The organism is Borrelia sp. HM (genome assembly GCF_019669085.1).
In the GTDB taxonomy this organism is placed as follows: domain Bacteria; phylum Spirochaetota; class Spirochaetia; order Borreliales; family Borreliaceae; genus Borrelia.
In genome coordinates, this window is record NZ_AP024401.1 from 37643 (window position 1) to 57958 (window position 20316).

The following is a 20316-nucleotide window of genomic DNA, read 5'->3' on the forward strand; positions in this document are numbered from 1 at the left end:
AAAATCACAAACATATTCAATATTGAATTTCTTCTCATACTTTCTTATAATCACTATATATGCTCGAAGAAAATGGTAATCTTATTAATACTAATACTAATGAAGAAATGCTTAAAGTAAAGTTAAAACCAGTGTTAGGAATAACGCCAAAGGTTTATATTTTCTTCATAATAATTATATTACCCTTAATAATACCGGTTATTTTAATTATAAATAATAAGCTCAAAAATCCCGGAGCATATTTAAAAATCAAAACTAATATCAACAATGCACATGTTTATCTAAATGAAAAGTATATTGGAAGAACCCCATTAAATAAATATACAAGTGCTACTAAAGGAATTTTAAAAATACAAAGACTAGGATTTGAACCCTATGAAAAAAAAATTGAAATACATAATAGTTTGTTCAAAACATATAAGTTCAGTATTGATTTAAAACTAAGAGATCCTGACAAAATCATTGCACAAAGACAAAAAGAACTCTCAGTCATGACAAAAATCAAAAATACTAATAACAACATAAAATTGATTCCTGTATTCTCACTACTTTTAAATGATTTCAAAAATAATCCAGAACATATAATAAAATTCTTCAAATCATCCATTCGATATTTAAATTCAAATGAAATATTTAAAGATTTTCTTAAATCATATAAAAGAATCTACTTAATAAAAAGTAATAACAATAAAGAAATATGGGAATCTTTGCAACAAAATTTTAATTTAGACAACAGATCAATAATTTGGTTTTTTCAAAACTTAGATAAGGAACAACAAAAGCAAATATCTCAAGAAACGTGGTTCCAAGCATTAACAGAAAAATTAAAAAATAATAATAAGATTTTAAAATTTAAAAATAACAGGATAAATTTACATCTAAATAATTTTACAAAGATACAATCAAAAAATATTGAAAATATTCAAAATTACAAGTTATACTCACAAAACATTAAACTAAAAACCACATATAACTTAAAAGAATTTTTAATCCAAAACAAAAATGTCACTAAAGCTGAATATCAAGATTTCTTAAATGAAAATCCAAAATGGACACTAAATAATAAAGATAATCTAATAAAAGAAGAACTTGTAGATGAAAGTTATCTTAAAACCTTTAAGCAAATGCCCTCAAATGAAGACATTACAAATATATCGTATCATGCAGCCATAGAATATGCTAAATGGTATTCTTTAAATTTACCAAAAGGATTTAAAGCAAGACTTCCCATAGCTCAAGAATGGGAACTATATCAACAAGAAGTACCAACTTCCATAAATAGTATAAATGTCAATGAAATATCTAAAAAAGTTGGGTTTTGGAACTTAATGCAAAACTCAAACTTTAATGACACTCTATTATTTCAAAATGACTATGAAAATGATATATATTCTACAAATTTAAATTTCAATTCACTGTACACTGAAATTAGAACATATAACTATAATGACAATAAAATGCTTAAACCTTCAACACAAGCCTCATTTTTTAAAAGTTGGAGTTATTCACCAAATATTGGATTTAGATTAGTGATTGAAAAGGAATAAATATGAGCATATTATTGCTTGAAAATAAAAAAGCAAGTTTCAATTATTTTATTGAAGATAAAATAAACTGCGGAATTGTTTTAAAAGGAACTGAGGTTAAATCAATTAAATTGAAAAAATTTTCATTTAATGATAGTTTTGCTAACATTAAAAAGGATGAAATATGGCTTGAAAATTTACATATAGCAAAGTATAAAGAAGGTAATACTTTCAATCATGAAGAAACAAGACGCAGAAAACTTCTTATAACAAAAAAAGAAATACAAAAACTGAAAAAGTTTAAAGAAAAAGAAGGATACACATTAGTCCCTATTTCAATTTATCTTAAAAATTCATTGATAAAAGTAGAACTTGGCATATGTAAAGGGAAAAAATTATTTGATAAACGAGAAGTCTTAAAACAGAAAAGCATAAAAAAAGACTTGGATCGTGAAATTAAAAAATATAGATAAATCCTAATAACTTTTAAAAATAAAATAATCACATGAAACATGATCTCAACTAAAACTATAATATAATTAACAAAAATAGTAGTCATAATAACTATTATAACTACTATCCAACTTTTATTTTTCTTATAATCTTATAATCAATATTTTTTAACAAAAGCAAACTCAAATCCAAGCCCAGAATTTTCTTGAAAGCTTACATCAAATGTAGGTTTAAATCCTCCTAACTCGATTGCTAAATCTTCTTGAAGCTTTTTATTCACACTATTCGCATATGTAAAGGGCAGTATCATTCCAACAATTCGTGTTATAAGCATAGCACTACCCCCTATTCCTATTAAAGAAAGAGCAATTAAACCCATCTTATACTCTGATTCTTTTTGAGTATCAGGCAACTTATCAAACTGATACCTAGAATATAAACCATAAGCCAACAACCCTGCACCCAAAGCATCACAACTAAAAAGACTTATTCCTCCAATCAGGTCACCTTGAATGAAAGATCCTAGTCCAAATCCAACAGTAGCATTCAATATAAAAGGAAATAAGGTACCTGTTTTATTATTCTCATAGAATAAAAACCTCTCTCCCTCATCAAAAGCATTACCATTATTATTACTTTGAGCAAAACTAACAAAAACACAACTAAAAAATAACATTAAAATTAATATTCTTTTCATAACATACCCCCAATCATATAATTAAGTATTAAAAAAATAATCTAATTTATTTAATTTATTTAATACCTAATTATATATATAATAAACAAATTAATCAATTAAATTAAATAAATTATTTATTATATATATAATTTTACTTAAACTTAATTTTTTTAATATTACTACTTGAAATCCTTCTACCTACAGACATTCTAGATTTAACCATAAAATCATTAATATTAATCGCTTTAATAATATCTTTACTAGTAGAAAATTCTACATACTCTGGATTTAAAGCAAAATCTACAAATTCATCTTCATCATTTAAAAATTTATAAACCTTATCTGTAATAAACTTATTTATTTTAAATCTCTTAAGATAATAAAAATTATCAATCTTATTAAGATAAATTATAGAAAATATTTGCTCTTTAGAATTATTGATATCATAAACTAAAGCATCCAAATTGTTCTTATCAATAAAGGTTTTATCCTCAATATTTTTTAACAAATAAGAATTTTTTCTAAATATCAATATCTTATCATAGTGACTAGCATTACCAATAAACTCGCCATCAATAAGACTGGTTCCAACAAAACCAGTACTTAAGTTTAAATAAACCTTCATATTCTTTGTAGCTATTTCTCTAACATTTTTTGACTTAATCAGAGATATTTCCGTTTTTCTAAGATAAATTTTAGAATATTTTGCAAGAAGCTTATCAATAAAATTTATTGCATAACCCTTAATTGCATTAATATTACTCTCTACATTTTTCAATTCTTTATTTAAAATCTCAATGTCTTTATTATTTTTATCAATGTCAAACATACTTATCTTTCTAATAGGAATTTTAAGTAAATTTTCAATATCACTCAAAACAATATCTCTATACAGATTAGACCTATACTTTAAAATTTCATTTAACACAGTATCAATAATATTAGACTCTTTAGTAATAGTCTCAAGGATTTTATAAATCTTATTTTCAATAAATATTTGTTCCAAGCTCTTCGAAAATATCTTTTCAAGAATTTTATTTCTTTCCAATTCAAGTTCCATCTTTAAAACTTTCTGCAAATGTTCAGCATGAAATTTGATAATATCTGTAATAGTATAAATAACAGGATACCTATCACTTAATAAAAGCAAATTGACAGAAATAGATACTTGACAATTTGTATAATGATATAGTTTTTCTATCACTTCACTTGCATAAACTCCTCTTGGAAGAGTTAATTCAATTTCAACATTCTCAGTAGTAAAATCATTAATACTTGAAACTTTAATATAATTTTTCCTAATAGCTTTTTCAATTGAAGCTATCAAACTTTCAGTAGTCTCTCCAAATGGCAATTCTTTTATCAAAATAGCCTTATTGTCATCTGTAGGCTCAATTTTTGCACGAACTAATACTTTTCCATTTCCATCAGCATATTCATTAACATCCACTATACCGCCTGTTGGAAAATCAGGATAAAGCTCATAAGCTTCCCCAAGCAACTCACTCTTAACAGCACTTAGAATTTCATTAAAGTTATGAGGAAGAATTTTAGCAGCCATGCCAACAGCAATTCCTTCACTGCCTTGAATAAGTATCACAGGAATTTTAGCAGGAAAAATTAAAGGTTCATCATTTCGACCATCATACGATGGTTCATAAGAAGTTATTTCTTTGCTATAGAGAACCTCAAATGCTAACGAAGTTAATCGACATTCAATGTAACGTGAAGCAGAAGCAGGGTCTCCTGTTAAAAGATTACCAAAATTTCCTTGCTTCTCAATAAATAAATCTTTATTTGCTATATTAACGAGTGCTTCATAAATGGAAGTATCTCCATGAGGATGATATTTCATTGTATTACCAACAACATTTGCAACTTTATGAAAATTACCATCATTCATCTCAAAAAGCGAATGTATAATTCGTCTCTGAACAGGCTTAAATCCATCAATCACACTGGCAATTGCACGATCTTTAATAACATAAGATGAATATTGTAAAAAATTATCCTTAAGTACTGTTTTAATATCCATTAAATCAAATTCTCCATAATAAAGTTTCGTCTCTCAGGAGTATTTGGCCCCATATAAAATCCTAATTTTTCCTTTATCTCCTTAATATTGACAAGATCTACTTTTGTAAGCTTAATGCTAGAAACATCTATAAAATTCTTAAACTCACTTGGGGAAATTTCTCCAAGCCCTTTAAACCTTGTAACCTCAGGATTTTTAAGTTTAAGAATAGCTTTTTGCTTTTCTTCCTCAGAATAACAATAAATAGTAGAATTTTTATTTCTTACTCTAAAAAGTGGGGTTTCTAAAATGTAGATATGACCATTTAAAACCAAATCTTCAAAATAAGTCAAGAAAAATGTTAAAAGCAAATTTCTAATATGAAAACCATCAAAATCTGCATCTGTAGCAATTACTATCTTATTATACCTCAAATTTTCAATTGACTCCTCAATACCAAGAGCTACCATCATATTATAAAGTTCTTCATTTTTATATATTTCAGACTTACTCTTTTCAAACATATTTTGAGGCTTACCACGAAGGGAAAATATAGCTTGCGTATATACATCTCGACAAGATACCATTGACCCTGTTGCAGAATCTCCTTCTGTTAAGAATATCATAGTAGAATTAGACTGCATACTTTTCTCATTAAAGTGAAACTTACAATCCTTAAGCTTAGGAATTTTAAAAGATATTTTTCTTGCTCTTTCTTTTGCCTCCTTTCGTACACTACTTAATTCTTTTCTAAGACGCTCATTATCAACAACTTTATTTTCAATTACCTTTGCAAGTTGTTTATTCTTATAAAGGATCTCCAAAATTATTCTTTGAATTTCTTTAGCAATATCACTTCTAATTTCAATATTGCCAAGTTTATTTTTAGTTTGACTTTCAAACATTGGATCTTTTATTTTTACTGAAAGAGTAGCAACAAGCCCTTCTCTAATATCAGTTGATGAGTATGTTTTTTTTAGAAAATCATTGATAGCTCTAGCAAATCCTTCCCTAAACCCTGTCTGATGGGTACCCCCATCACTAGTATACTGTCCATTCACAAATGAAAAATACGTTTCACCATAATTGTTTGTATGAGAAAAAGCAAATTCCAAAGTCCTATTAGAATAATAAACAAAATCATAAAGTAAATCCTCACACTTAATCTCAGCATTCATAAAATCTAAAAGCCCATTATTAGAATGAAAAATTTCACCATTATAATTGATTTTTAAACCTTTATTCAAACAAGCATAATGAAAAAATCTTCTCCTTAAAAAATCTTCACTATATTTATATTTTCCAAAAATCTCCGTATCAGCTAAAAACTCAATATAAGTACCATCCTGCTCATAAGATTTACCCTCTTGAGTTTCAATTAAATTTCCTTTTGAAAAAACTGCCTCAAAAAACTTGCCTTGTCTCATTGACCTTACTAAAAATTTTGAACTTAAAGCATTAACAGCTTTAGTTCCAACTCCATTAAGTCCTACAGAAAATTGAAAAACATTATCATTATATTTAGCACCAGTATTAATAACCGACACACTCTCAACAACTTTTCCAAGAGGAATTCCACGACCATAATCTCTTACACAAATAACATTATCTTCTCTCTTTATCAAGATCTCATTACCATAACCCATAATAAATTCGTCAATTGAGTTGTCAATAATTTCTTTAACTAAAATATAAATACCATCATCAATATTAGAACCATCTCCCAATCTCCCAATATACATCCCAGATCTTAATCTAATATGTTCAAGAGAAGATAAGGTAATAATTTTACTCTCATCATAATTATTTGCTTTCATTCAAATTCCTATCAATATTATACTGAATTTTCATATCCTCTAATTTTTTCACTATCCTATCTCTAACAATAACATGAAGATTATCTATCTCATAATTTGTTAAGCTAGAAATATTTATTGGAAAATGAACATGCACATATATGGACAATCCTGAATTTAATATAAAATTTTTAATAAAAAACTTCTCTGTATTAAGCAAAGTAACAGGAATAATAGGAGAATTTGTTCTTAAAGCCAAATTAACAGAACCTCTTTTAAAATTTCGTGTTTTACCACCTCGATTCCTAGTCCCTTCAGGAAAAATGCCGATAGACCATCCTTTCTCAATAGCATCCATTGCTCTTTTTTGAGCAAGAGCAGAAGACTTTATATTACCCCTACTTACAAAAATAACTCCCATAGAAATTAACATAAAATTAACCAAGGGAATGCTTAAAAGTGATGATTTAACAACTATTATAAAAGGTTTCTTAAAAACAAGCATTAAAAAAAGCAGATCCATAGAAGCAATATGATTTGCCATTATAACAACACTACGTTCATAAGAATAAAAAGCATCATCCCTTGTAATAATCAATTTAATTCCAATAATCCGAAAACCTATCTTAACAGCAAATCTAATAAGAATAAAAACACATTTTATAAAATAAGCTTCAAATCTAAAAATCTTAAAAATCAAAAACACTGGAAATAAAACCGTCAAAATCAAAATGATTAACCCAAAAATAATATAAGCAACAATGCTTCCAAATATTTTCATAAGATTTATCCTAATTTTTCTATCCTCTCAAGTTTTAATTTGTATCCCTTTACCAAGCTTACCTCATCTTTTAAAATTTTGATAGGATTAAGTACAATGGTAGAAAATTTTTGCTTTTGTACTATTTTCTCATTATGTTCAATAATAAATGACTTCCTTATAGTGGTGTCATCCATGCTAATCTCATATTCAAGAATTAAATCATTATTTAAACTAAAAACATTAAAAATTCCATAATAAATATTATCTTCAACAATATAAGTTAAATTGGGATAAGCAAAATCATAAATAATATCCTTGTATACATAATTACCATTTGGAATAAAACAAGATTTTTTCTTGTCATACTTATCCTTAGCCAAAATAGAATCATCAAATCGTTTAAAAACACCTGAAAATCCATATTTATCATAAGCATCTGTTCCAGTATCAACTTTTATCTCAATGTTATCAAGATCAATTATTTTAATCCAAAAATTATACACTATTAAATCTGAAAAAATAGATTTTGTACTAATATTAAGGGTATTATAGGTAGGCTTTGAGATATAATCAATGTGTGCAATTTCCTGAGAATTATTTTTAAAAATACTAATCTCATTAGGACTTCTACTAAATGATAAAAATAAAATATTATCAATATTTAATCCCCCTAAACGGCTATGGGCATTAACATCATACCAAATACCATACAAAAACTTATAAACTTCATCTTTAGGCAAATTTTTTAAAGTCTTATATATACCATTATCTATCCTACCAACATTCTCACTAGCAGATAAAGGATAATACTTACCCTGCGATTGGGAATACTCATACTTTTCTATTTTACTAAATATCATATCCTCACCACCCTGCTTCTCATATCTCTCCAAAGAAATAGAATAACTCTCCCTTGACTTCTTTTCATCATAAGCTGAAGACCTGTCATATTTATTTATAATAATATTTCCATTAACTTTATCAAAAAAAATAGGTCTATATGATGCAACATCATTTGGAATTGCTCTTTGAAAAACATATAAAACAGAATCTTCATTTAAAAAACCTTGCACTACTATATCTAAATAATAATCACCAGTAATATCTTCAAGATACATATTATAAGAACTTTTAGAATCAATATCTACCTGTGTTTTAAAAAGAACGACTGCTTCACGACTTTTTGGGTCAAAACCAATAATAAACAAATACGTTTTAAAGTCTGAAAAATTCTGGGCTAAAACCACTTGCTCAAAATAAATATCTAAATTTAAATCTTCTTGATGAACTGAAAGAATTTTATAGCCTTTAAGATCAACAAGAGAGCCAAAAACATCTTCTCCCCTATTTTCACTTATATCTATATTAGAATAGTCCACTTCACTAAGCTTTCGCATATCCTTATTAAAAACAATAAAACCTTTATTTTCTTTACCACACGAAAATAAACTAAAAAAAAGAAACAATACTAATTTTTTAAAACACATAATAAATGATTTTCATATATTATTTATCCCAACCTATCACCCTAATAGAAATAAGTGTCTTGAATATACAAACTAATTATTCATTTTCAACTGTAAAGAAAAGAATGCTTCATAAAAATTATCCTTAAAATCATTTCTATTTAAAACAGAATCTAAAACCAACTTATTATTTGCTTGAAAAAACTCATCAAAGAGACGATCTTCTTTAACTAAATCATCAAAATTCATATAAGAATTTTCATCTGAACGTAAATAAAATAAATAAACCCTACGATCTGCTAAAAAAGGATTAGACCACTGACCTTTTTTCAAACTAAAAATGATATCATAAAAATCTTTACTATTGCTAAAAGCTGACAACTCTTTTAAAGTATTAGGATAAACATTCATGTTATAAGAGAGATTAACAATATCATCTTTTAATGTTAATCTATGATTTTTAATAACTTGCATCAATTCAGTAGAATTAATCTCATCAAGAATACCATTAAGCTTATTCTCAAGGAAAGTTTCAATAACACTTGGTTCATAAGTTTCTATATAATTTCTAGCAGAGCTAATATCATGTTCTGAATCTTTATTAAAATCATAAACATCACTTAATACTTTGTATATCTCATATTCACCTCTATTCTTAGATTTAATAGGTTTAGTAAATTCATTAACCTTCAAAGAAAAAATTGCACCTAAATCTTCCTTTTTCTCAAACATAAGATCCAAATCAAAATAATATTTCTTAAAAGAAGCAACACCTTTAAAATTAGCCATATCTTTAGAATAAAATTTAGCAACTTCTTCAAAAGGAGTGCCCTTAGTCAATTTATCGTAAGCATCATTAGCATCATTTAAATTTTTCAAATGAATAGATGCAATATCTAAGCTTTTAAATAACTTTGAATTTTTATCGGCATAAGAAATTATCTCCTCTCTTGGAAAATCTTGATATGATAGCATAATATATGAAATATTCCTTCTAACTTCGCTCATAGACTTAACAGCATTAAGAATAGAATCTGACAACATAAAACTACTATTTAACAAAATTTTCATGTTAGAAGAGAGTAAATTTTCTACAACGTTGCTATGAATTTTAAATCTCTGATAATCAGAAACCTTTTTATATCGCTTGGGACTAAAATTACCCTTAGAATCTAAATAAGCAGGAGAATTCTTTAAATTTTTATTTAAGATGCTTTTTGAAATATAAAAACCATTGGTTTTTGCTAAATCAATAAAAGCAATATCCTCAACATATTTCATAAAAGCTAAGTTCCAAATAAAATATTCTATATCAACAGAATTATTATTTTTTGTTAAATTAGAATAAAAATTTGAGTAATAATTAACATATTGAGCAAATTTATTGTCTTTTTCATAGTAAATTGGCTGTCTCTTATAAGATCCAAACTTTAACTTAGATGAACCAATAGTATCAAATACACCTGACATTAAGGGCACAATAATAAACCCAGCCACAATCAATATAAGTGCTAAGAGTCCCCATTTGCCAACTCTTCTATCATTAAAATCAATACTAGATACTTCTTTAGATACAACTTCTTTTGTTCTATTTACTCTATTATGCATAAAAACAACCTTTAATAACTTAAGTAATATAACATTTTAAGTACTAAAATAGCATAATTAAAATATTATTTCAATTAAAGAATTCATATCAAAAATCATTTTTGGTACTATAATAAGCATAATATGCTATATAATTATTGATAATATTAGGTTTAAACCTCTTATAACGTAACATAAAAAGATGATGCATATGAATAATGAGTTTAATATCAAAATCAATCAAGAAGAGCTTAATAGGTTAACCAGAATAATATATAATAATTTTGGTATTAACCTTACCGAGAAAAAAAAGTTGCTAATCGAAAGCAGATTGTCATCAATCATCAAAGCAAAAAATTTTAATAATTTTACAGAATACATCAATTATTTAGAAAATTATAAAAATCAAATGCCTTTAATAGAATTAGTTGATAAAATATCAACTAATCATACTTATTTCTTCAGAGAACATAATCATTTTGAATTCCTTGAAAGGAAAATATTACCCACAATATTTAATCAAGCATCTCAATTAGGAGAAGAAGAAATTCGCATATGGTCATCTGGATGTTCAAGCGGAGAAGAACCATATACAATTGCAATGATATTAAATGAATATATAAACAACAACCAAATTCAATGTAAGACAAAAATATTAGCAACAGATATTTCAATTACTGTCCTTAATGAAGCTAAGCAAGGAATCTATACACAAGACCGTATAAAAACACTGCCAAAGTATTTAAAAATCAAATACTTAAATAAAGTTACAAATGAGCAATTTGAAGTCAAAGACATACTGAAAAGAATGATACAGTTTAAAAAATTAAATCTCATGAATGAAATTTTTCCATTCAAGAAACAATTTGATTTAATATTCTGTAGAAACGTAATGATTTATTTTGATGAAAAGACTAGAAATAAACTTGCTGAAAAATTCAGTCAACATTTAAAAGACGACGCTTATTTACTTATTGGTCATTCAGAAACAATTAGAAGTAATAAAACTTTAAAGTATATAATGCCAGCAACATATAAAAAATCAACCAGATAAACTAAAAATAACTTATTCATAAATTAGCTGTTTTTAAGTGCATTTTTTTTATTTTCTAAAATCAATCAATAAAGTCTTTTTATTTTCAACTAATAACTACTATTAAGTTAGATTTACTTTTTCACCTACCTTAATAAAATAAAGTAATTCACCTATTGTTGCAACATGGTCCCCTACTCTTTCTAAAAAACTATTTAAAAATAGGATATTTAAAAGATAATCTAAATTTTCTGGATTATCTTTCATAGCATTAATCACAACTGTTTTTTGTTTTGAAAATAATTTATCAATAACGTTATCATACTTGACTATCTTAAGTATTTTAATAAAATCTCCATCAAAGTAAGCATCAAAAATATTTGAAAGCATATCCTTTGCCGTATCTGCCATCTCCCTTAAAGGCTTTTGATAAATGTCAACTGAAGAAAAATTACCCACATCAGACTCCAAAAGCAATACAACCTTTACAATTTTAGTAGAATGATCAGCAATACGTTCAAGAGAGCTAATTATTTTGATAATCGCCAAAATTTCTCTAAGTTCAGTTGCAACAGGATGTTCAGTAGCAATTATTCTCCCACATAAATCTTCAATATCATATTGGTAATCATCTATCATTTTTTCATCCTCATTAATAATCTTTTTAGCTAGATTTTTATCCCTAGATTCTAAGGCTATTAACGAGTTTTCTATTATTTTAAGCACACACTCTTTCATATCCCAAAGATAATCTTTGATTACTTCAAGTTGTTTAGTAAGTCTACGCCTAATCATACCAAATTCTCCTAAAAAAACCGTTTTAAAAATAAATATCTCAATTTAGAGAGTTCATAATAATTGCTAAAAGGATAACCATCAACAACTCTCTTATAATAACTAAGAGACTCTACAAAATTCTTATACTTGCTCTCAGTTTCATACAACCTGCCCAATAAATAATTATACCTATCTGGAAACCTTGAATTCATATACTTTGGATAATACAACAAACTTAAATTCAAAAAAAAATCATATTCACTATTCATTAATAAGAAATCAAGAATATCAAGATAAATATCCTCACTAAAATCAATGTTATTTTCTACTAAAAACCTCACATCTCTTAATACATTTTCTACTTTATTTAATTTCATTCCAAGCTCAATAAGATTTAAAAAAATTTTATTAAAATTTTTCTCCCTCAAACTTAAGTAATTCAAATAAGAATTTAAATAGTCTTTATTCTTATAATAAAGCTCAGCTTTTAATAAAGTATACTCATTACTGTCAAAATTATACCTATTAAGCAAATCAATTGCACCTTTGTAGTCATTAATATAAGATAAATTTAAAGCCCTTCTCATAATATCTACTGCATTTAAACTATCTGTATCAATATCTTTATCAAAATTAATTTTTTTATCTGAATCTAACTTATCTTTAAAATCCATTTTATCAGACTTAGAAACTTCTTCTTGCTTAATAATTTTTAAAACTACATTTTTAATAAATTCCCTAGAATCCTTTACATTTTGATATTTGAAATTTAATATAACATTGCCAGAATTTCTTAAAGTTTGAAAAGTAAACATAGCTCCATCTTGATAAGATTCTGCTAAAAGTCTAATAAATGAATTATTTTTAACATTTTCAATATAAATCCAAGCATCTTCTTTAAAAAAAAAATTGAATTTTGAATTAGTACTTACTGTAAATTCTTGCTCTTCACTGCCAAAATCAAGCTCATAAGTACTGTATTGACTTTTAAAAGTTGAAGAAAATAATGTATTAACAATATAAAATAAAAAATAAATAAGAAAATTTTTCTTCACCGATAATTTTCCAGCATTCTATCAATTAATGATTCATTTTTCTTCTCTAAATCAATATTAAACAAATTTTCTGACTTTATCCAAAGACCTTTAAGAAGCCCTTCGTTAACTGGCTGATAATGAATCAAACTATTACCTAATTTACCATCAGGAAGATTAGGCTTGGGAAAGAAAAAATCATCCATATTTAAACTAGAATTCAAATCAAAATAAAAATCTTCTATATCAAGCATTTTTAGTTTTTGATTGAAATCTTCTGCTGTACTATTTCGAGTCTTTTCAATCATTCTATGTGCATAGAAATATGTTAAAAAGGAAATAATAATTAATAAAAATATTAAAATTAAAAAATAGCTTTGCAAATAAAATCTTTTCTCTACCATGATAAATTCCTTAATATGCGTAATTATTATATATCAAATATCATACTTTCTCCACTGTCACTAGTAATACCTATTAAATTCTTACTATCTTGAGCAACATACATATTATGAGTTATTACAAATAATTGAACTCTCTGACCAAGTTCTCTTAAAAGTACAGCAAGCTTATTGCTATTTTCAAAATCAAGAGAAGCATCTATCTCATCAAGCACACAAAATGAAGCAGGAGAATAATAATACAAAGAAAATAAAAATGCTATACTAATCAAAGAATGTTCTCCTCCAGAAAGCATTTTATTCCCTTTAGCCAACTTATCCTTAAAATATACCTTAATCTCTATATCTACTGAATCTTTACTATAAAAAAGACTACCATTACCCTTAAACATTCTATTAAAAAAATAAATAAAATGGTTATTAATCTCACTAAAAGCATCATTAAATCTTTTATCAATTTCTCTTTTTATTTTTTTTCTCAATTTATTTAAAGATTCTTTGGTTAAATTTAAATTATCTATCTGTAAATCTATCTTTTCAACCCTTTCCTTTACCTCATTGTATTCTTTATCAACATTAAAGAAAATATAATTATTATGTTCAATCATATTAATTTCCTTTTTCAAAGAATCTATTTTGGCAATATCCTCTGTAAGTTCAAACTTTGCCAAATATTTATTATCCAAATTAAAATTTTTTATATCATCTTCAATATCTAAGCTAGAATTAAACAAAATATCATATTCGGCCTGCTTTTTCATATATTCATAATAAGATGAATTCCTAAAAGCATCTAATAAATTCACAGAATGCATCTCACCATTAACAACTAATTTACTACCCTTAGCTTCACTTAAAAACTTATCTAAATTGATATTAATATCACTTCTCTCTAAACTCAGATCATCTAATTTTAAGCTCAAATTATTCAGTCTTTCCTTAAGCTCATCTCTAGTCTCAAATAAAAATTTTAAATTACTATCTATAAGCTTAATTTCATCTTCATTCTTAAGTCTAGAAAGCTCTGTATATTCAATTTCTCCTAATATCTCATTTAGTTTTACTGTTTTATCAGATATTAAACTCTCAATGGTAGTTATTTCTTTTGCAATATTAGCCTTAAAACTATTTTTTGAAAGCAAAAATTTCCTTAAATCAACATTTTGCTCAAATATAGGTTCAATTTTTTCCTTTAATAAATTTAAAAGCTTATCTTCTTTAACTATATATTTAAGCAAATTTTCCCTAATCTCTTTAATATATTTTATGCTTAAAGTATCTTCAAAAAACTTTAAGGAATTCAAAATATTTTTTTTCAATAATTCAAATTCTTCTATGTTACTATCCTTAGAAATAGATAAAATCAAATCAATAAGTTCAAAAAAACTTCTTGTATATCTATTTATTTCATCAGTAAGAGAAAAAAAATCTTTCTTTTTGGCTTGAAGAGAATTATTCAAATTAGTTAACTCTCCATTTACACTGACTTTTACTGATTCAATTTGTGCTTTATTTCCCATAAGTATATTTGCCAAATTCAATTTTCCATTTTTATCATGTTCTAATTTCTGAATTTTAATTTCTACTCCAAACAATTTGGTCTTTAAAGCTTCAATTTCGCTTTTAACCATCTCAATATTTTTAATAACATTTTTCTCTCTAAAAGAATAAAATTCTAATTTTTCTTTAATATTTTCAATAGAAAAGCTATTTATAGATAAAATTTTATCTATATCTTTAATATCTAATTTACTCTTAAGCTCATCCAAATCAAAATTAAGATTAAAAAGTTTTTTTAATCTTAATTCTTTTTCTAAATTTTCTAAATCTTCTTTTAATTTTTGATACTTACCCTTAAGCAAAAAATCACTTCTAATCTTTTCATATTTTTCATTTAACTCCCTTCTTAAAATCAAAAGAGAATTTAAATTTTCTTTTGATTTTTCCAATCTTTTATATGCCTGTTCCTCTTCAACTTTAAGTAGATCTATTCCACTAGCCTCTTCTACTAAAGATTTCAAATTAATATTATCACCAGAAGAAATTCTTTCAATATTACCCTGATTAATAAACATATAAGGCGAATTCTTTAATTTAAGCTTATTCATAAGGATTGCATAACTTTTAATATCTAAAGTATCATTATTAAAGAAATATTCACTCGTACCATCTTTATAAAGCCTTCTTCTGATATAAAATTTATTTCTAAAATCACTGATAGATAAATCTTCATTGTTAAAAAAAAGAGTTACTTCAGCAAAATTAGACTCTCCAGACTTTGCTATAGAAATTAAATCCGTAATATTTTTGACTCTTAAAATCTTTATATTATCCTCTCCGATACAAAAACGAATTGCATCTAATAAATTACTCTTTCCACAACCATTAGGACCAATAATAAAATTTAAACCACTATTTAATTTTAATTCCTGCATTTTAATAAAGGACTTAAAACCTAAAAGACTTATCTTCTCTAAAAACAAAGTTACACTCCAATTAAATTACAAATAAGATTAATCTATCAAGGATGACTTTATATTATAATCAATAGTTATGATTTGTGGAATTGATGAAGTTGGACGAGGTTGCATCTTTGGTCCCGTTCTAAGTGCAGCTGTCATTTTTAAAGGAAAACCAAATTTTTTAAATGAACTAGACGATTCAAAAAAACTTACTAAAGTTAAAAGAGAATATTTATCCTCATTAATACTTGAAAAGTCATATTATGCATTCGCAGAAATTTCTAACGACATCATTGATAAAATTAACATTCATCATGCTTCACTTCTTGCCATGAAAACTGCATACGAAAAGCTAAGCATAGAATGTAATTTAGTACTTGTAGATGGAAAATTTATTCCAAAAATAAAAGCTAAAAACATTCAAGCTATAATTAAAGGAGATTCCATAATTAACGAAATAAAAGCAGCATCAATCATAGCAAAAGTAAAAAGAGATGCACTAATGGATGAATACGATAAACTTTACCCCCTATACGCACTTAAAAAAAATAAGGGATACCCAACAAAAGAACATAAATATGCTATAAAAAAATATGGAATCTTAAACCTTCATAGAAAAAGTTTTCAACTCATATAATTTTAATCATCCTTATCTCTAAATTTTCCTGACAAACGATCATTTTTGTCATAATTTAGATTGTTTTTTTTCCTATTTTCATCATGGCTATAAAAATCATTATGATATTCTCTTCTTGAAATTGAATTCTGAGAAATTTTTCTCTTAATAACAGAAATTGCTCTTAATAGATTTGATTCAAATTCTTCAATATTTTCTTCATAAACAAAAACTGAATGTCTTTCAAAGTCTCCATTCATATTTCTCTTGCTTTCTACAATATTTAAAAAATAATCACCTTTCCTATTTTCTTTAACATTAAAAAAATAAGTTCTATCAGAATTTGTAAATAATTTATCAGAATATACTTCCCCTCTTTCGCCCATTAAGTCCTCCACAAAAAAGCCTATATATTATATTAGCTCAAAAAAATTAACATAATTATACTTACTAAGTAAAAAAATACTATCTAAAATTAATAATAAAATCAATTGACATAAATCGCATTTTTCTATAGAATCAACTTTGTATTATTTGTGCGTCCTTCGTATAATGGCTATTACCTTAGCCTTCCAAGCTAATGATGTCGGTTCGATTCCGATAGGACGCTTTTTAAGTAAATATTGTTTTTAGTGAATAAAATAATGATGGAGATGGCGGGAATTGAACCCGCGTCCTAAAAATAATATCATAAGCATCTACAAGCTTAGCTAGTATTCATTTTAAGTAAATAAGGCTTGGGAAAACTAGCAAACCAACAACCTAACTACTCTCAAGTTTAAGAGTCCCTAAAAATCAACTTGAAATATTTTTAAGCAAGCTTTGATGTCATGAAAGAGTATAAGTTAAATCTCAAAGCAAAATTCAACAAAACTCTCTGCTAAATTAAGCAGCCATTACAAGATTTGAACTTGCAAAGTTAATATTTTTTGCATTTATTAAAGAAGTTTTAAGAGATTCACTCTGCCTGCAACCTATGCTATTAAATTTTTTAGTCAAATCCAAAACATCCCCTTCCAAATTATTGGACTTTAAAATAACATTTTAACATAAATAAATCTAAAAGGCAAAATAATCCAATTTGCAAAACAACATTTAAAAGCTTATAATAATTTTCATAATAATAAATATGTGATAAATTACAAGTCAAATAAGGAAGTTCTTTTGAGCAATGAAATTCTATGGTGCATTATGTTAATCTGCATCTATTCAATTTTGATAATAATATATAAGCTTTTTGGACAAAAAGGATTATTCGCATGGATAACATCCTCTGTAATTATTGCAAATATTCAAGTCTTAAAGCAAATCACAATATTTGGATTTAATGCCACTCTTGGCAACATTATTTACGCATCATCATATGTTGCAACAGATATTTTATCAGAACTTTACGGTCGCCAAATTTCAAAAAAAGCAGTTTATATTGGATTCATGAGCTTCATATCTTTTGCATTCATTACAAATATTCAACTTTATTTTTCAACAAATAATTTGGATATATATTTAAAAAGCTTAGAAAATATTTTTTCTTCAATCCCAATTTTATTGCTTGCATCAATTATTGCATATATAATATCTCAACTAAATGATGTATACTTGTATGAATTTATTAAAGATAAATTTCCAAAATTTCTATTTATAAGGAGTAATGGTTCAACACTTACAAGTGAACTAATAGATACGATAATATTTGTAAGCATTGCAACATATTTTAATATATTTCCAAAAGAAGCGTATTTCGATATAGTCATTTCTACGTATATTATTAAAGGATTTGCTGGAATCTTAGGCACCCCATTTATTTATATTGCAAAATATATATCTCAAAATAAAAAAAGTTTTAATACAAATAAAATATCCACTTAACTATTGTTTACTAATCTATTATAATTAATATATGGTAGACATGATTGTATGGACAACCTTAGTGGTATTTATATATTTACAATTAATATTGTCATATTATATATTTGGAAAATCAGGTCTTTTTTGTTTTAACATAATTATGACAATGCTTTCAAATCTTATTATATTAAAGAGAATATTAATATTTGGAGAGAAAATTAACCTATCAGGAATAACATTTCTCTCAATTCTTTGTACATTAAATCTAATTACAGAAAAATATAATGACAAATCAGCAATAAAATCTGCAACATTAAACATGTTAATGCATATAACCTTTGTAATAATGATACACTTTACATTATATTTTCAACAAAACGAATTTGACACTTCTAACATACACCTAAAAATATTGTTTTACAATGCTTCTTATATTTCAATAGTTTTTAGTGGAACATATATCATATTTTTATGTAGTTATACTAATATCAAAATATATTCCATACTCAAAAAACACAATATGCAAAATAAATTGATAAATCATAATTTATCAAGGCTATGTTCTGCATGTATAGCTTATATGTTAGCAAACATTTCAATGTATATTATCTCACAATTATATACTGACAATAACATAAATATAATAGAAAGTTCATGGATCTTTACTATCATAATAATGACAATTGACACTTTAGCATATTATTTCCTAAATACTATGAAAATAAAAGAAATAAGAAAACCCAAGTTATTCAATATTTAAAACTATATATAATAATTGAATTTTATAGTCCATTTCTTTTTGTTATTCAACAAATATTACAATATAGCTTTTTGCAAACGACTTTATTACAAATAAAAGGTGTAGGATAGGTTCAACTAAGTGTCAAGCAATTTTACTAATTATTTGGCATATTATCGGTATCTTTTTTAAATAAAGAGATGATTTTCAACACAAGATAATATGCTCTTACTCAAAGTCATCATATCTATGAGATATATTGCAATAGTCTTTTATTAAGCATAAATTAAGACAAAATTTTCATTATATTTAACATATCACTATTCATAAAATATAAGTTTAAATAAAAATAAAATTAAATAAAATGCTCAAAAATAAAACATTTCTTATATAATTGAATGGTGGAAGTAAAAATAGAAGACTCTTGGAAAAAAATTTTAAAAGATGAATTTTGTAAAGAATATTTTATAAAACTTGTAAGTTTTATAAAAAATGAATATAAAACAAAAAAAGGAAAAATTTTTCCACCTCCAAAACTAATATTTAATGCATTTGATTCTTTGCAATTTAAAGACATAAAAGTAGTAATACTTGGACAAGATCCATACCATGGCAAACAACAAGCTAATGGGTTAGCCTTTTCTGTAAATCCAAATGTCAAAATTCCCCCATCACTACAAAATATTTTCAAGGAAATAGAGAGAAGTTTAAAAATTAAAACTATTCCAAATGGAGACTTAACAAGATGGGCAATACAAGGTGTATTTTTATTAAATTCAATATTAACAGTAGAAGAAGGTCACCCGTCATCTCATAAAGAAATAGGTTGGGAAGTTTTTACAAACGAGGTGATAAGAATCATCTCAAAAAATTTAAATAACATTGTTTTTATGCTATGGGGTAATTTTGCAAAAAGCAAGAAAGAATTAATCGACACATCAAAACATCTAATTCTTGAAACAAGCCACCCATCTCCTTATTCTGCAAATAATGGCTTCTTAGGATCCAATCATTTTAGCAAAACTCTAAAATATCTAAAAGAATATAACAAAATCCCAATAAACTTTCAGTAGATCAGATTGCTAATAATCAAAAGAATACAAATAAATCATTTAAATGATC

18 protein-coding genes, 1 tRNA gene and 1 other RNA gene are annotated in these 20316 nt (G+C 25.7%); 8 read left to right on the top strand and 12 right to left on the bottom strand.

The genetic code is table 11. The features are described from left to right. The first annotated feature begins 59 nt into the window (after window positions 1–59). Window positions 60–1547, top strand: coding sequence for an SUMF1/EgtB/PvdO family nonheme iron enzyme (locus K5563_RS00190; protein WP_221037009.1), 1488 nt, complete (start codon window positions 60–62; stop codon window positions 1545–1547). After that, window positions 1544–1999: an SsrA-binding protein SmpB gene (gene smpB / locus K5563_RS00195; RefSeq protein WP_221037728.1), complete on the top strand. Its 456-nt coding sequence runs from the start codon at window positions 1544–1546 to the stop codon at window positions 1997–1999. Before K5563_RS00190 ends, smpB begins: the two co-directional genes overlap by 4 nt. A gap of 137 nt (window positions 2000–2136) precedes the next feature. Here the strand turns inward: smpB and K5563_RS00200 are convergent, their stop codons facing one another. The 6 genes from K5563_RS00200 to K5563_RS00225 all read right to left on the bottom strand — a co-directional run bounded on the left by K5563_RS00200 (window position 2137) and on the right by K5563_RS00225 (window position 10305). Beyond that, the gene (locus tag K5563_RS00200; protein ID WP_221037010.1) at window positions 2137–2676 is read right to left on the bottom strand and encodes a P13 family porin; all 540 of its coding nucleotides are present in this window, start codon (window positions 2674–2676) and stop codon (window positions 2137–2139) included. 133 nt (window positions 2677–2809) lie between these two features. Further along, the gene (locus K5563_RS00205; protein WP_221037011.1) at window positions 2810–4693 is read right to left on the bottom strand and encodes a DNA topoisomerase IV subunit A; all 1884 of its coding nucleotides are present in this window, start codon (window positions 4691–4693) and stop codon (window positions 2810–2812) included. Next, window positions 4693–6489 (bottom strand): DNA topoisomerase IV subunit B, encoded by a 1797-nt coding sequence (locus K5563_RS00210; RefSeq protein WP_221037012.1) that lies wholly within the window; start codon window positions 6487–6489, stop codon window positions 4693–4695. Before K5563_RS00210 ends, K5563_RS00205 begins: the two co-directional genes overlap by 1 nt. Then, the gene (locus tag K5563_RS00215) at window positions 6476–7249 is read right to left on the bottom strand and encodes a lysophospholipid acyltransferase family protein (RefSeq protein WP_221037013.1); all 774 of its coding nucleotides are present in this window, start codon (window positions 7247–7249) and stop codon (window positions 6476–6478) included. The genes K5563_RS00210 and K5563_RS00215 overlap by 14 nt, the downstream gene beginning before the upstream one ends. A gap of 5 nt (window positions 7250–7254) precedes the next feature. Further along, window positions 7255–8718, bottom strand: coding sequence for a pallilysin-related adhesin (locus tag K5563_RS00220; protein ID WP_221037014.1), 1464 nt, complete (start codon window positions 8716–8718; stop codon window positions 7255–7257). A gap of 72 nt (window positions 8719–8790) precedes the next feature. After that, window positions 8791–10305, bottom strand: coding sequence for a peptidylprolyl isomerase (locus K5563_RS00225; RefSeq protein ID WP_221037015.1), 1515 nt, complete (start codon window positions 10303–10305; stop codon window positions 8791–8793). Window positions 10306–10489: 184 nt separating this feature from the next. On the opposite strand from K5563_RS00225, the gene K5563_RS00230 reads away from it, so the two are divergent. Then, on the top strand, window positions 10490–11338 hold the full coding sequence (locus K5563_RS00230; RefSeq protein ID WP_221037729.1) for a protein-glutamate O-methyltransferase: 849 nt from the start codon (window positions 10490–10492) through the stop codon (window positions 11336–11338). Window positions 11339–11440: 102 nt separating this feature from the next. Here K5563_RS00230 and phoU read toward each other — a convergent pair whose 3' ends face one another. From phoU to K5563_RS00250, 4 genes are read right to left on the bottom strand one after another with little or no spacing between them, the layout of a single operon-like run. Then, entirely contained in the window at window positions 11441–12112 is a 672-nt protein-coding gene (gene phoU, locus K5563_RS00235) for a phosphate signaling complex protein PhoU (protein ID WP_221037016.1), read from the bottom strand. A gap of 11 nt (window positions 12113–12123) precedes the next feature. Beyond that, window positions 12124–13149: a hypothetical protein gene (locus tag K5563_RS00240; RefSeq protein WP_221037017.1), complete on the bottom strand. Its 1026-nt coding sequence runs from the start codon at window positions 13147–13149 to the stop codon at window positions 12124–12126. Continuing rightward, window positions 13146–13532, bottom strand: coding sequence for a hypothetical protein (locus K5563_RS00245; protein WP_221037018.1), 387 nt, complete (start codon window positions 13530–13532; stop codon window positions 13146–13148). The genes K5563_RS00240 and K5563_RS00245 overlap by 4 nt, the downstream gene beginning before the upstream one ends. A 26-nt stretch (window positions 13533–13558) precedes the next feature. Further along, on the bottom strand, window positions 13559–16012 hold the full coding sequence (locus K5563_RS00250; RefSeq protein WP_221037019.1) for an AAA family ATPase: 2454 nt from the start codon (window positions 16010–16012) through the stop codon (window positions 13559–13561). Window positions 16013–16082: 70 nt separating this feature from the next. Between K5563_RS00250 and K5563_RS00255 the strand changes: the two genes are divergently transcribed. Further along, on the top strand, window positions 16083–16628 hold the full coding sequence (locus tag K5563_RS00255) for a ribonuclease HII (RefSeq protein ID WP_221037020.1): 546 nt from the start codon (window positions 16083–16085) through the stop codon (window positions 16626–16628). Window positions 16629–16630: 2 nt separating this feature from the next. Here the strand turns inward: K5563_RS00255 and K5563_RS00260 are convergent, their stop codons facing one another. Continuing rightward, window positions 16631–16993, bottom strand: a complete 363-nt coding sequence (locus K5563_RS00260) for a DUF3276 family protein (RefSeq protein ID WP_221037021.1) — start codon at window positions 16991–16993, stop codon at window positions 16631–16633. Window positions 16994–17145: 152 nt separating this feature from the next. Here K5563_RS00260 and K5563_RS00265 point away from each other — a divergent pair. Beyond that, window positions 17146–17217: transfer RNA gene (locus K5563_RS00265), tRNA-Gly, on the top strand. Window positions 17218–17252: 35 nt separating this feature from the next. Here K5563_RS00265 and ssrA read toward each other — a convergent pair. Then, window positions 17253–17621: a transfer-messenger RNA gene (ssrA, locus tag K5563_RS00270) on the bottom strand. A 150-nt stretch (window positions 17622–17771) separates the two neighbouring features. Here ssrA and K5563_RS00275 point away from each other — a divergent pair. From K5563_RS00275 to ung, 3 genes are all read left to right on the top strand, one after another. Beyond that, a complete protein-coding gene (locus K5563_RS00275) occupies window positions 17772–18476 on the top strand; it encodes a queuosine precursor transporter (protein ID WP_221037022.1) in 705 nt (234 codons plus the stop codon). Window positions 18477–18621: 145 nt separating this feature from the next. Then, window positions 18622–19215 (top strand): VUT family protein, encoded by a 594-nt coding sequence (locus tag K5563_RS00280; protein WP_255571061.1) that lies wholly within the window; start codon window positions 18622–18624, stop codon window positions 19213–19215. Window positions 19216–19595: 380 nt separating this feature from the next. Further along, window positions 19596–20267, top strand: coding sequence for a uracil-DNA glycosylase (gene ung, locus K5563_RS00285; RefSeq protein WP_221037730.1), 672 nt, complete (start codon window positions 19596–19598; stop codon window positions 20265–20267). Window positions 20268–20316: the final 49 nt, after the last annotated feature.